The sequence below is a fragment of the Paenibacillus sp. J5C2022 genome (assembly GCF_025567625.1).
Classification (GTDB): domain Bacteria; phylum Bacillota; class Bacilli; order Paenibacillales; family Paenibacillaceae; genus Pristimantibacillus.
In genome coordinates, this window is sequence record NZ_JAOQJC010000002.1 from 221,825 (window position 1) to 235,864 (window position 14,040).

At 53.0% G+C, this 14,040-nt stretch carries 11 protein-coding genes and 1 other annotated feature (1 of these 12 running past the window's edge); of the genes, 9 read left to right on the forward strand and 2 right to left on the reverse strand.

The features are described from left to right. Positions 1-102 (forward strand) — a binding site (T-box leader) (it extends 137 nt beyond the left edge of the window). A 60-nt stretch (positions 103-162) separates the two neighbouring features. Beyond that, entirely contained in the window at positions 163-2,601 is a 2,439-nt protein-coding gene (gene leuS, locus M6D81_RS02830) for a leucine--tRNA ligase (protein ID WP_262675282.1), read from the forward strand. Between the two features lie 44 nt (positions 2,602-2,645). Here the strand turns inward: leuS and comER are convergent, their stop codons facing one another. Then, on the reverse strand, positions 2,646-3,485 hold the full coding sequence (gene comER / locus M6D81_RS02835) for a late competence protein ComER (protein WP_262675283.1): 840 nt from the start codon (positions 3,483-3,485) through the stop codon (positions 2,646-2,648). A gap of 118 nt (positions 3,486-3,603) precedes the next feature. On the opposite strand from comER, the gene M6D81_RS02840 reads away from it, so the two are divergent. The 7 genes from M6D81_RS02840 (at position 3,604) to holA (ending at position 12,220) form a co-directional block, all read left to right on the forward strand. Next, positions 3,604-4,254: a ComEA family DNA-binding protein gene (locus M6D81_RS02840; RefSeq protein ID WP_262675284.1), complete on the forward strand. Its 651-nt coding sequence runs from the start codon at positions 3,604-3,606 to the stop codon at positions 4,252-4,254. Positions 4,255-4,324: 70 nt separating this feature from the next. Beyond that, positions 4,325-5,617, forward strand: coding sequence for a homocysteine synthase (locus M6D81_RS02845; protein WP_262675285.1), 1,293 nt, complete (start codon positions 4,325-4,327; stop codon positions 5,615-5,617). A gap of 146 nt (positions 5,618-5,763) precedes the next feature. Continuing rightward, positions 5,764-6,291, forward strand: a complete 528-nt coding sequence (locus M6D81_RS02850) for a deoxycytidylate deaminase (RefSeq protein ID WP_262675286.1) — start codon at positions 5,764-5,766, stop codon at positions 6,289-6,291. A gap of 127 nt (positions 6,292-6,418) precedes the next feature. Beyond that, a complete protein-coding gene (locus tag M6D81_RS02855; RefSeq protein WP_262675287.1) occupies positions 6,419-9,028 on the forward strand; it encodes a DNA internalization-related competence protein ComEC/Rec2 in 2,610 nt (869 codons plus the stop codon). Positions 9,029-9,202: 174 nt separating this feature from the next. Next, positions 9,203-9,751, forward strand: a complete 549-nt coding sequence (locus M6D81_RS02860) for an RNA polymerase sigma factor (RefSeq protein WP_262675288.1) — start codon at positions 9,203-9,205, stop codon at positions 9,749-9,751. Next, positions 9,748-10,911 (forward strand): anti-sigma factor family protein, encoded by a 1,164-nt coding sequence (locus M6D81_RS02865; RefSeq protein WP_262675289.1) that lies wholly within the window; start codon positions 9,748-9,750, stop codon positions 10,909-10,911. Before M6D81_RS02860 ends, M6D81_RS02865 begins: the two co-directional genes overlap by 4 nt. A 265-nt stretch (positions 10,912-11,176) precedes the next feature. Beyond that, positions 11,177-12,220 (forward strand): DNA polymerase III subunit delta, encoded by a 1,044-nt coding sequence (gene holA / locus M6D81_RS02870; protein WP_262675290.1) that lies wholly within the window; start codon positions 11,177-11,179, stop codon positions 12,218-12,220. Between the two features lie 63 nt (positions 12,221-12,283). Here holA and rpsT read toward each other — a convergent pair whose 3' ends face one another. Then, positions 12,284-12,556, reverse strand: a complete 273-nt coding sequence (gene rpsT, locus M6D81_RS02875; RefSeq protein ID WP_262675291.1) for a 30S ribosomal protein S20 — start codon at positions 12,554-12,556, stop codon at positions 12,284-12,286. Positions 12,557-12,920: 364 nt separating this feature from the next. On the opposite strand from rpsT, the gene gpr reads away from it, so the two are divergent. After that, the gene (gpr, locus tag M6D81_RS02880; RefSeq protein ID WP_262675292.1) at positions 12,921-13,931 is read left to right on the forward strand and encodes a GPR endopeptidase; all 1,011 of its coding nucleotides are present in this window, start codon (positions 12,921-12,923) and stop codon (positions 13,929-13,931) included. The last annotated feature ends 109 nt before the right edge of the window (positions 13,932-14,040 follow it).

Sequence of the window (14,040 nt, forward strand, 5' to 3'; positions counted from 1 at the left end):
ACGCCGAATCGCCTGCGATATAGGCATGAAGTGAGCGAAGGGCAAAGCATGTCCGACGCTAACTAGGGTGGTACCACGGGAGAATAATCTCTCGTCCCTAGCGTTGAACCGCTGGGGACGGGAGATTTTTTGTTTTGTATGCACAATGAGGAGGATGCAGATATGGGTCAAGAGGATCAGCGTCATGGTTACAATCCGTTAACGATTGAACCGAAGTGGCAAAAATATTGGGATGAAAACAAATCGTTCAAAACGTCGGAGGGTTCCGGCAAGCCAAAATTCTACGCGCTTGATATGTTCCCGTATCCCTCCGGAGCCGGATTGCATGTCGGTCACCCGGAAGGCTATACGGCTACGGATATCGTATCACGCTATAAGCGAATGAGAGGCTATAACGTTCTTCATCCGATGGGATGGGATGCGTTCGGATTGCCCGCAGAGCAGCATGCACTGGATACTGGGCAGCATCCGCGCGACATCACATTCAAGAACATCGATAATTTCAGAAGACAAATCAAATCGTTGGGTTTCTCATATGATTGGGATCGTGAATTCAGCACGACGGACCCCGATTACTATAAGTGGACACAGTGGATATTCATTCAACTCTATAAGCGCGGGCTCGCCTATGTCGCTGAAGTTCCCGTCAACTGGTGCCCTGCTCTCGGAACCGTTCTGGCGAATGAAGAAGTGATTGACGGCAAGAGCGAGCGCGGCGGACATCCCGTCGTCCGTAAGCCGATGCGGCAGTGGATGCTGAAGATTACGGAGTATGCGGAAAGATTGCTGGAAGATTTGGAGGAGCTGGACTGGTCTGAGAGCATTAAGGATATGCAGCGCAACTGGATCGGGAAATCGACCGGAGCGGAAGTTACGTTCCCGATTGATGGCCATGATGCTTCGCTAGTCGTATTCACGACCCGTCCGGACACACTGTTCGGTGCAACGTACTGTGTGTTGGCACCTGAGCACGAGCTGGTAGCGAGCATTACGACAGCTGGGCAGAAGGATGCTGTGGATGCATATCAGGAAGCTGCTGCACGCAAGAGCGATCTGGAGCGTACCGATCTTGCGAAGGAAAAAACAGGAGTATTCACAGGTGCGTATGCCATTAACCCTGTTAGCGGAGCCAAAACGCCGATATGGATCGCGGATTATGTACTGGCCGGTTACGGAACGGGTGCGATTATGTCCGTTCCGGGGCATGACACACGGGACTGGGAGTTCGCCAAGCAATTCGACCTGCCTATCGTTGAGGTTGTGCAGGGCGGGGATATTGAGAAGGAAGCTTATACGGGAGATGGTGCCCATGTCAATTCCGACTTCCTGAACGGATTGAATAATGAGGATGCGATCGCTCGCATGATTCAACATTTGGAGGAGACGGATAAAGGCAAAGCGAAGGTCACTTACCGCTTGCGTGATTGGCTATTCAGCCGACAGCGTTACTGGGGTGAGCCTATTCCGGTGCTGCATCTGGAAGATGGCTCGATGAAGACAGTGCCTGAAGACCAGCTTCCGCTTATTCTTCCTGATGTAGATGCCATTAAGCCTTCCGGAACGGGGGAATCGCCGCTTGCGAATGTGACGGATTGGGTGAACACGATCGATCCCGAGACAGGAATGAAGGCACGTCGCGAGACGAATACGATGCCTCAGTGGGCCGGCAGCTGCTGGTATTACTTGCGCTTCATTGATCCAAAGAACGACAGTGAGATATGCTCGCCAGAGAAGCAGAAAGAGTGGCTTCCTGTAGATCTGTACATCGGAGGCGCCGAGCACGCTGTATTGCATTTGCTGTATGCGAGATTCTGGCATAAAGTTCTGTATGATATCGGTGTCGTAGATACGAAGGAACCGTTCCACAAGCTCGTGAACCAGGGCATGATTCTGGGTACGAACAATGAGAAAATGTCCAAATCGCGCGGTAATGTCATTAATCCGGATGACATTGTGAACGAATTCGGAGCAGATACACTGCGAATGTATGAAATGTTCATGGGACCTTTGGAGGCGACGAAGCCGTGGAATGAGAATGGGGTAGAGGGAACATACCGCTTCTTGGCCCGCGTATGGCGCTTGTTCATCAATGAGGATGGCAGCCTGAACGAGATAATTGGCGGCGATGAAGCCAGCGATGCCTTCAAGCGTACGTGGCATCGTTCCATTAAGAAGATTACGGACGATTACGATCATCTTCGCTTCAACACAGCCATCAGCCAGTTGATGATTTTCATGAACGATGCCTATAAAGCAGAGAAGCTGCCGAAGCAAGCGATGGAACACTTCGTACAGATGCTTTCCCCAATCGCCCCGCATATCGCTGAAGAGCTGTGGGAAAAGCTGGGACACAACGAATCGGTTACGTATGCGGAGTGGCCTGCTCACGACGAAGCTTGGACAATCGATCAAGAGGTGGAGATCGTCGTTCAAGTGAATGGGAAAATCGTTGAGCGTGCATCTATCCCTGCCGATATGAATCAAGCAGATATGGAAGCAATGGCTAAAGGTCTGGATAAGGTTCAGGAGTTGATCAGCGGAAAAACGGTGCGCAAAGTCATCGCCGTAAAAGGCAAGCTGGTCAATATCGTAGCCAACTAAATAAAAGCAACCCGAAGAGGTGGGCGGCTTTAGCTGAAGAACAGCTATTGTCCGTTCACCTCTTCGCCGCAAAAAGCGTTGGAAACTTTGACAAGGTCATCCTTATACTTGGTATGCGTCGTACGGATGAGATGATTAAATATGCCTCCCGTCTCTTGACGAAGCATGTTCAAAGCTTTGGCCGTAATGCCTCCCGGAACGGCCACCCTCTGCTGGATCTGCTCGGGCGTCATACCGCCCTCCGTCAGCAGGATACCGGTGCCGTGAAGCATATTGCTTGCCACTTGCAGCGCGCCGTCGCGCGGAATTCCCGTCTCCTCGACTGCAGCATCCACGAATTGCTGAAGCAGAAAGGCGAAGAACGCGGGACCGCAGCTGGACAGATCAGATACGATGCGCGTAAAGTTCTCTTCAATTCGGATAGGCTCGCTGATGGAGGAGAAAAGCTCTTCCAAGCTTGATTTGTCTTGTTCGTTCATGCTGTCACCATACATGCACAATGCAGCTCCGCTTTGAACCATATTGGTTATGCTGGGAATGATTTTTGCAACTTTACAATCAAGCTCACCTTCAAGATGAGACAGAAGCACGGGGCTTGTAATGGATACGACGACGCTATCCGATCGAACGCTGCTCTGAATATCCTGCACGACCTGCTTAAATTCATGCGGCTTGATGCACAGAAATATATAATCCCTGTTCAAAGCGGCTTCAGCGTTGCTGTAGGCTACGTTCATGCCGGGATATCGGTCGGCTAATGCCTCTGCCTTGGCGATCGTTCGGTTGCTGATTGTCATCTCGGAAGGTGAGAGTGCACCCGAAGAAATAAAGGCTTCGATTAACAAGCTACCCATGCTGCCCGTTCCGATAAAACCAACATTCATGCTAAGCCCTCCTATACCGGCAATTCCATTTGTAGTGCTTTTTTATCCTATTCTGCACGACTTGTTCCATATGTCAAAAACCGACTGTATCACATAATAGAACAAGGAGGTATGATTATTGCGCCAAGCTAAAAACGGATCAAGCGCATTATTGCTAATTGCGGCATGTGTGATGGGAGCTCTCCTCCTCATTGCGGCTGCAGTCATGGAACGTAAACCGGCGACTGAAGAATGGTTCCCCTTGAACGATGCGGTAGCCGAAGCACTGGAGCAATTGCAGCCGCAGGATACAGCCAAGAACGAGATGGAGAAAGGAAAGCAAAAGGAGATGGAAGGTTATGCGATGCAAAATAGTGGAGGGACAGCGAGCGAAATGCCGGACGAGACGGTTAATCAAGATGAAGGGATGACTGACAGGCCGAGAAGTGTAGAGGAAGCGGAGTCAGAGCAGAGCATAAAAGTGCAGCAAATAGGCGAGTTCACTGAGAGGAGTGGAGATGGTCGAGAGAACGATAAAAAAAATTATGATCTTGCAGGCGAGGGGAGTAAGGACACAGGGCAGACTCAGGATGAACGGTTGAATATCAACACGGCTTCAGAGCTTGAGCTACAGCAGCTGAAAGGAATCGGACCTTCAAAGGCGAAAGCAATTGTCGAAGATAGAGAGCTAAACGGACCGTTTCAATCGACGGAGGACTTGATGAGAGTGAAGGGGATTGGTGAGAGATTGTATGCTGGAGTGAAAGAAAGCGTTGTCGCTTTACCGTGAATATGAGAGAATGGAAGCAAGCGTCCAACTACAGGGAGAGCTAATCGCCAATTTTAGGAGGAGTAAGAAGATGTCAGAGAGAAAATACTCGTTGGAAACGTTATCCGTACACGCAGGACAAGAAATTGATCCCACTACCATGTCCCGTGCAGTACCCATCTACCAAACAACATCTTACGGCTTCAAAGATACCGATCATGCAGCGAATCTGTTCGCGCTGTCGGAATTCGGCAATATTTATACCCGTATTATGAATCCGACATCGGATGTATTCGAGAAGCGCGTGGCGGAACTGGAAGGCGGTGCTGCCGCTCTTGCCGTTGCATCCGGACAAGCTGCCATTACATATTCCATTCTGAATATTGCAGGTGCCGGCGACGAGATTGTATCGGCTACCAGTCTGTACGGCGGAACGTACAATCTGTTCTCCACCACATTGCCCAAGCTGGGCATTAATGTGAAGTTCGTCGATCCATCCGATCCGGCTAACTTCCGTGCCGCCATTACGGACAAAACAAAAGCGGTGTTTGCAGAAACGATCGGCAACCCGAAAGGCGATGTCATCGATCTGGAAGCTGTGGCATCGATCGCTCACGAGCACGGTGTACCGTTCATTGTAGACAATACGTTCCCAAGTCCCTACCTGTGCCGTCCCATTGAGCACGGAGCGGATATTGTTGTCCACTCCGCAACCAAGTTCATCGGCGGCCACGGCACTTCTATCGGAGGCATTATCGTGGACGGCGGCAAATTCGATTGGAAAGCAAGCGGCAAGTTCTCCGGCTTGACGGAACCTGATCCGAGCTACCACGGCGTTGTCTATACGGATGCTGTAGGTCCTATCGCTTATATCATCAAAGCCCGTGTTCAACTGCTCAGAGACATGGGAGCCGCCTTGTCTCCGTTCAACTCGTTCATGCTGCTGCAAGGGCTGGAGACGTTGCATCTGCGTATGGAGCGCCATAGCTCGAATGCGCAAGCTGTCGCCGAATTTTTGGAAGGGCATGACGCGGTTGAGTGGGTAAGCTATCCTGGCTTGCCAAGCCACGCTTCCTACGATCTGGCGCAGAAGTATCTGCCGAACGGTGCAGGAGCAATAATGACATTCGGCATTAAAGGCGGACTTGAAGCAGGCAAGAAGCTGATTCACAATGTCCAGCTGTTCTCTCATCTTGCCAATGTCGGCGATTCCAAGTCGCTTATTATTCATCCCGCCAGCACGACGCATCAGCAGCTGTCGGAAGCGGAGCAGGTTGCCGCAGGGGTATCGCCTGGCATGATTCGATTGTCCATCGGTACGGAAGGCATTGGCGATATCATTGCCGATCTGGAAGCTGCGATTGCAGCCAGCCAGCAGTCTTGAGGTGCAAGTCGGAGGCAAAGAGGAAGTTCAGATAAGATTGAAGGGCCATTATAGAGGTTCTCTCACTTGTGCATTATAATAGTAGAGAATTACAGAACAGCAGCAGCGAAGAATGCAGCAACAGCAAGAGAAAGGAAGAAGCAGGAATGGCAATGAGAAATGATGCCCTCCGAAAAGATTGGGATACGTATTTTATGGACATTGCTTACATGGTATCGACTCGCTCCAGATGTCCGCGAAGGCATGTCGGCACCGTGCTTGTGCAGGGGAAGAAGCTGCTTGGCACGGCATACAACGGTGCGCCGATGGGCGTACAGGATTGCGAGGAAGCCGGCTGTATGATTGCGGAACAGTACGAAGTGCAGCTGATCGACGGCGAGGAGCAGATGGTGAAGAAGCAGCGTTGCATCCGCACGATTCATGCGGAGCAGAATCTGCTGCTGTTCACGGACCGGACGGATCGCGAAGGGTCTACGGTGTATGTGACGGACCAGCCCTGCTGGACGTGCGCCAATATGCTGGCGAACAGCGGCATCATTGAAATTGTCTATCATCGAGGCTATCCGAAGGATAGCGACAAGGTCCATAATCTGATGGCAGGGAAAGGCATCGTTTTTCGCCAATTGAATCATTATGAGCCGCCGCCTCAGGCGGGGATGGAAGTGACGCAGTGATAAGTCGGATATAACATTAAAAGCACTGTGGGGAAGGACCTCCAGCAGCATCGCGAGATGCGGCTGGAGGTCTTTTTTTGCGTTAGCAGTGAAATGGAGAGTTGATATCAGAGGGGAGTCCATGAATATGAACAACCGACCGATTGTATTGTTTGCCGCATGCTGGGTAAGCGGTAGTGCAGTGGCGGCGGCCCTGCCGTTTCGCGGTGTGCTGCTCATAGCAGCTGCGGCAACGCTGCTGGCCGTCGCGGCTGTGGCGGGCAAGGGAGCAAGCTGGCGGCTGGCAGCCGTCTGCCTGCTCGCGCTGCTGCTGGCGGCGGGACAACGGATGTGGGCGGACGCCGCCAATGTCACTTCGCTGCCGGCGCTGCAAGCCGCCGCAGAGACGGATGGACCGAGAGCGAAGTATCCGGCGGAAGCTCTCGGCACGATCGTTAGCGCGGTCGACGTCGATGGCGACCGCGTCACCTTCCACATGGAGGCGGATGCCATCCATGTGGAAGGCCATAAGCCGCTCGCGGACAGCGCCGAGCGGCTTATGGTGCAGCTCCGGCTCGCTGCGCAGCCGGAGCAGGCGATCGCCGCGGCCTGGCAGCGCGGCGACCGCATTGCCGTAGCCGGCGAGCTGGCGCAGCCGGCCACGGCAAGCAATAGCGGCGGGTTCGACTACCGCCGCTATCTTCGCAGCCAGCGCATCCACTGGCTGCTGCAGGCGAAGGGCGCCGCCGCCGTCACGGTCCGGCCGGCGGCGAGCCCTACAGCCGCGGCCGCGCTGCTTGGCCGCGTAGACGCCGCGCGCGCTTGGCTCGGCGCGCGCGTGGAGGAGCTGTACCCCGGGCCGCAGGCGGGGTACATGAAGGGGCTGCTCCTCGGTCTGCGCGAGGATATTGACCCCGGCCGCTTCCAGCAATATGCCCAGCTGGGACTGACGCACATACTGGCGATATCCGGACTGCACGTCGGCGTGTTCATGTATGTGCTGGGCAGCCTGCTGAAGCTGCTTCGTCTGCGCCGGGAGCGAATAATGACGGTGCTGATGGCCTCTGTGCCTCTCTATGTTCTGATGGCGGGCGCAGCGCCGTCCGTCATGCGCGCAGGGGTCATGGCAGTGCTCGGGCTTGCGGCCGCGCGGATGGGCAAGCTGAAGGACGGACTTCATCTGCTGTCCGCCGCAGCGGTTGGCCTTCTTCTGTTGGACCCCTACTATTTGGACAGCGTCAGCTTTCAGATGTCGTTCATCGTTACGCTGGGATTAATAGCTGGCGTGCCTGCGGTACGGGGAATGATGCCGGCAAGGCGCCGCGGCGGACCGCTATTCGATCTGCTGTCCGTCTCCATCGTTGCCCAGATCGTGTCCTTCCCGCTAACGATCTATTACTTCAATCAATTCCACCTGTTGTCCTTGCCGGCGAATGTGGTAGTCGTACCGATCGTAAGCATGATCGTGCTCCCGCTTGGAACAGCCTCCATGATCGTCATGCCGATATGGGGGACGGGAGCAGGCTGGATCGCTCAGCTGTGCCGGCTGGTTAATGAATGCACGTATTGGATCGTGGAGCAGCTGGCAGAGCAATCTGGGCTGCGCTTGATCTGGGGCTCTCCGCCTGCCTGGTGGATTGCCGCCTGGCTGCTTCTAGCGGGGACGGGCTTCCGTCTGATGACAAGCTTGCGCCATTCCCGGAACTCGCATGCGGCGGCGCGGCAGCTCACTCTGCAGCAAACCGCTCCGCTTGACAATGGGAGTATGCAAGCTTACGAATGGGAGAGCGGGTCGGTGCGCCGTGCCAGAACGTATCGATTCGCAGTCGGGACGGTGTTGGCGGCTGCCGTCATGCTGCTGGGTTATGCCTATATGCCGGACAAGCTGGACACACAGGCTAAAATCAGCTTTTTGGATGTCGGTCAAGGCGATGCTGCGCTCATACGAACGCCTTCGGGAAAGCATATCCTGATCGATGGCGGGGGAACAGTCTCGTTCCGCAAGCCTGGCGAGGAATGGAGGGAACGCAGAGACCCGTTCGAGGTCGGAGCCAAAGTCGTTGTGCCGTTATTAATGAAGCGTGGCGTAAAGCAGATTGACCTGCTCGTCATCTCTCATCTCGACAGCGATCATATTGGCGGGCTAAGGGCGGTAGCGGACGTCATTCCGATCAAGCGGGCATGGTGGAATGGAACGGTCAAGCAAGCTTCCGACGCCATGGAGCTGCTGCAAGACCTGCTGGACAACGACGTTCCGCTGCAAGCTCCTGCGCTTGGCGACACTCTGCAGTTGGACGCGCATACGGAGCTGCTTGTGCTGGGTCAAGGGGAGGAACGGAATGACACGATCCCGCTCGTGCAGGACCAGAACGAAGCGAGCCTGGTTGTCGCCGTCTCGCTTTACGGCAGGACGTTTCTTTTTGCCGGCGACATCAACTCTGCAACCGAAGGGCTCATCATACGTAATGCCATAGAGTTATCGGGAAGGAAGGGGAATGAACCGAGCCGCATCGGCATCGATGTGTTGAAGCTTGCGCATCATGGCAGCCGGTATTCCACGAGCGATGAGTGGCTCGCGTACTGGCGGCCGAATGCCGTCGTTGTCTCCGTAGGCGCATATAATACTTACGGGCATCCCCACCCCCATGTGCTGGATCGCGTGAAGGCGTCAGGCGCGGAGCTGTGGCGGACGGATGATGGGGGAGAGGTCTCTTTTGCCTTAACCCGCGAAGGAATTTTGGTCAATCGTCGTCCTTGATTCTCTATACGGCTCACCAATAATTTGGTATGCTGTAATGTGGGATGTTTCTCAATCGTACATATTCATAATGATTTTCCGTACTTATTCATATAAATCCGTAATTTCTATAAATGATTGCAACATTTTACGCGACCGGTTCGTCATAATGGTTGCAAGAGGGGAGGATCCTTCGTGGTAGAGCCTGGCACGATAAAAGCCGCTCAATCGGGAGATCGGGAAGCACTAATTACTCTGTTGCGAGAGATTGAAACTCATGTATATCGGACAGCCTATTATATATTGAACAACGAACAGGATGCGATGGACGCCGCTCAAGAAGCGCTCATAAGAATTTATTCGAAAATCAACTCCTACGAAGAAAAGGCGCAGTTCAAAACATGGGTCCAGCGTATCGTCACAAATATTTGTATTGACAAGTTTCGAAGAACGAAACCGACAGTATCCATCGATGAGCACGAGCTGGTATTCCGGGAGAAGCAGGATGTGGAAGATCAAGTGATGGCTTCCTATACGTTTCAGGATATACGACATGCGATCGATCAACTGCCGGAGCACCATCGCACGGTTGTCGTGCTTCGATATTTACAGGATTTCTCCTACAATGAAATTGCAGATTCGCTTGATTTGCCCTTGAATACGGTTAAGTCCTATCTGTTCAGAGCAAGGCAGCAGCTGCAAGCGCTACTCCATGAATATCAGAAAGGTGGTGTCCGGGGATGAATTGCCAAGAGGTGATGGAGCTCATGCAGAGGCAATTAGATGATGATTTGAACGACACCGAGAATGAACAATTGATGACACATATGCATCATTGTCCGGACTGCGAGGCCATGTACGAGCGGCTGCGGATGTTATCTGCCGAATTGACAAGCTTGCCCAAGGTGACCCCAAGCTATAGCCTTGTTGATGCCATACTTCCTGAATTGGAGCGTATAGACATGCAGAATGGAGCCGGCGGTTCGGCGACATCGGAATCCGCTGAGCGCGAGTTGCCTAGCGTCGGACCCCGCAGCTCGAAGCAGACGATGAAGCCTTCTTCTTCGCCTATCCGCTGGACGTTCCTGCGATCGATTGCCGGAGTAGTCGCTGCAAGCGTCGTTGTTGGCTTATTCATCGTCACCTATGCTCCGGACGGCCGGGATGACGCAGCGAATAAGAACGGGGGATTCTCCGCGGACAATAGTATGGCGCGGAGCGATGCGAAGCAGTATGCCTACGAGATGTCCGGCAGCGGCTTGGACCCTGGCGGTGACGTATCTACCGAGAGTATGAAAGTAAAGGAATCGGAGTCCTTGACCGCTGGCGAAATGATTCAAATGAACAGAGAGAACGGCGCCGATGGTTCAGGATCGGGCGGATCGGGTTCAGTGGAGCATCGCGTTATTGAAAATAATGCTGATGGGCAGGTTGCGATAACCGGCAAAACGGACGAGCAACATAGCTCTTTATTGGAAGCAGCCGATCAATATGGAGATTCTATAGCCGCACCTTCTAACGATGGCAGCAGTGACAAACGTGTGGAATCCATCGTCCCGAACGAGCGGGATGAAGCGGCAGTGGAAGATTCCGGAGGAGTAGAGATGGGCATTGCCGGAGGGAACTTCGATGAACCGAATACATTCGCTCCGAATCCTGTGGATGGCATTCCGTCTCCGGACGGCCAATACACAGCCCGGGTCGATCAGCACAAGGTGGTCGTTGTATCGCTGGACAGCGGTGAGATCGTAATGGAGACATCCCGCAAGAACGGACACCATGGCAAGCTGGTGTGGTCGGAGGACAGCACGCAGCTTGCGTATGAAGTAACTCTGGATCAGGGAGCGATCGAGAAGTATATTATTACGATTTCTACCCGCACGGAGCAAAAAGGGACACATTAACTGGGCTAAGGATGCACATTATCCGTGCGAATTGAGTATGATATAGCAATTAATCAGTCTGCGGCGTATTCCTTGCGTCGTATGACCATTCGTCAGGCAGAGCCATGGATCTGATCTGCGAATGTTTATATAGAAGACAAAGGGATGGAGCCTTCTGCAAGGGGGGGATTCATCCCTTTGTGTCATGCATCCGTCGTTGCAGGGATGTGATCAATCTGATACACTTTGATTCTAAACGGGGAACACAGTGAGAAGGGGGAGCCGGATGGAAATCAAGGAAGCTCTCAAGGAAGTGAAGAGCGGGAAGTTCAGACCGGTATATGTGCTCTTCGGCAAGGATCGCTACCGGATGGAGCAGTTCATCGAGATGCTGGCTGATACGATGTTCACTGCGGACGAGAAGGAAATGGGCATAGCCCGTTACGATACGTCCGAGACGCCGGTTGAGGAGATGGTGCTGGAGGCAGAGACGCTACCGTTCTTCGCCGCAAGAAAGCTGATTGTTGTAAGGGATGTGTCGGTTATGGCGGCCGGAGGAAAGGATCAGTCCAAGCTGGAGCATCGTCCCGAGACCGTCTTGCAATATATGGAGCATCCGATGGAAACGTCGGTCATCGTCTTCGCCGTATACGCAGATAAGCTTGACGAACGTCGCAAGCTTGTCAAGGCGTTGAAGGAACGCGGAAGCTTGATTGCCTTCCCGGAGCTGGACGGCCCCCAGCTTGTACAGTGGATGGCGAAGCGCGCTTCGCAGCAGGAACGGACGATGTCGGCCGAGGCGGCAGAGCTGCTCTTGTCCCGGATAGGCCATCATATGCAGCAGCTGTCGCAAGAAGTGGACAAGCTCTGTCTGCATGTCGGAATAGGCGGTATGATTACAGAAGAGTTGGTGAGAGACCTTACCTCGTCCACCGTCGAGGAGGATGTGTTCGCACTCGTCGATGCGATCGCCGACATGTCCATTCAGCGGGCGCTTCCGCTATACCGCAATTTGCTTATCAGGCGCGAGGAGCCGATCAAGATTGCCGCTCTTATTGCAAGACAGCTGCGAATTATGCTGGGCATCAAGGAGCTTGAAGGGCAGTATTCGCCGCAGCAGATGGCCGGTCAGCTAGGGCTGCATCCCTATGCGGTCAAGCTTGCAGCGGAGAAAGCCCGAAAGTATAATGTCAACCGTCTGGGTAAGCTGCTTGGTTCCATTGCGGATCTGGATTATGCGATGAAGACGGGACGAATCGACAAATCGCTGGGCATGGAATTGTATCTGCTGTCGCTCGGAACGGAGAAAGAGATGACGTACGGCGCGTAATCGGCAAGAAAAAAGCCCCCCGCCCACAATATTGTGGGCGGGGGGCTTTTTCATGCTGCGAAATTAAGCTTGAACAGACAGAGCGTTTACTTTTTTCGCAAGGCGCGATTTTTTGCGGGCAGCCGCATTTTTATGGATCAGGCCTTTTGTTACTGCTTTGTCCAGCTTCTTAGTCGCTACGATCAGAGCAGCTTTAGCTGCTTCGACGTCAGCGCCAACGATCGCTTGGTCAGCAGTTTTTACGGCTGAACGAAGCGAAGATCTTTGAGATGCATTCAGAGCGCGACGCTTCTCGCTCGTTTTAACGCGTTTAATAGCGGATTTGATGTTTGGCATGGAATTCACCTCCTACAGAATACTGTGCAAGTAAAACGTATCTCTTAAAGCATTCGCTTCACTGTAAATGTCGATTTCTCGCAAGCGAAAAACCTAGTCAACACAACTTAAAATATATTATCATGCGCAAGGCCAAAAAGCAAGAGGATAGCTCAAACCTCAAGAGTAGCTACGATGTGTGTAATTTGATCTGAAATCGCTTTCACATTTGACTTTGGCTGAATTGGAGAGCATAGCAACGCTTAACTCCGATATCGTCATCCAGCAATCGTATAGAAGATAGCCATGTTCAACCACCTTCGCATGAAAAGGGCTGCTCTGTAAACAATAAGGGTATGATCCAATGCGAAGGGGAGTTATGGCGATGAATGAACATGAGCTGGACCTGCAGCAATATGATGTAAGGACAGACCTTGCGCTTGAAGCGAAGGAGATGGCGGAGGGGGGGAGCGGAGCCCCCATTCCGGGTATATTGTCGGATATGACGGAAGATGACGGCATCTCCATTACGAGACTTCATGTGCAGAATGAACAGGGATCGCAGGCGATTGGCAAAATTATCGGCCAATACGTGACACTGGAGGTGCCCGGATTGCGGAGCGGCGACACCGGCTTGCAGGATCGGGTGGCTACGCATATGGCGAAGGAGTTCGAGGCCTTCCTGGATAGGCTGTCCATCGGCAAGCAATCGCGTGTGTTGATCGTCGGTCTCGGCAATTGGAACGTCACACCGGATGCGCTTGGACCTCTAGTCGTAGAAAATGTAATGGTTACCCGACATTTCTTCGAGCTGATGCCGGATCAAGTCGCACCGGGTTACCGTTCTGTCAGTGCTGTTGCACCGGGCGTGCTGGGTATTACCGGCATCGAGTCCAGCGAGATCGTACACGGTATCGTAGAGCAGTCGAAGCCTGATCTGGTCATTGCGATCGATGCGCTTGCATCCAAGGCGCTGGAACGCGTCAACACGACGATACAGATCGCCGACACCGGCATTCATCCCGGTTCCGGCATCGGCAATAAGCGCAAAGGTCTGACTGAGGATATCCTTGGCGTGCCCGTCATCGCGATTGGCGTTCCTACAGTTGTGTATGCTTCCACCATCGTGAACAATGCATTTCAAATGATGCAGAATCATCTGGAGCAGCAGAACGGCGATACGGATAAAATCTTCGGCTTGATGAACCAGATGGGCGACAATGAACGGCTCATGCTGGTAAAAGAAGTGCTGAATCCGATGGGGCACGATCTGCTCGTTACGCCGAAGGAAGTAGATCAGTTTATCGAGGACATCGCCAACATTATTGCGAGCGGCTTGAACGCGGCCTTGCATGATGCTGTCGATACAGATAACGTGGCTGCTTATACGCATTAAGTATCAAATGACATTCTAATATGACCCGTTTGCCCGTTCGAGGCATACGGGTTTTTCAAATTAGTCTATTGAAAATTCGGTTCTACCAGCTCTACGTTCCTCATAGATT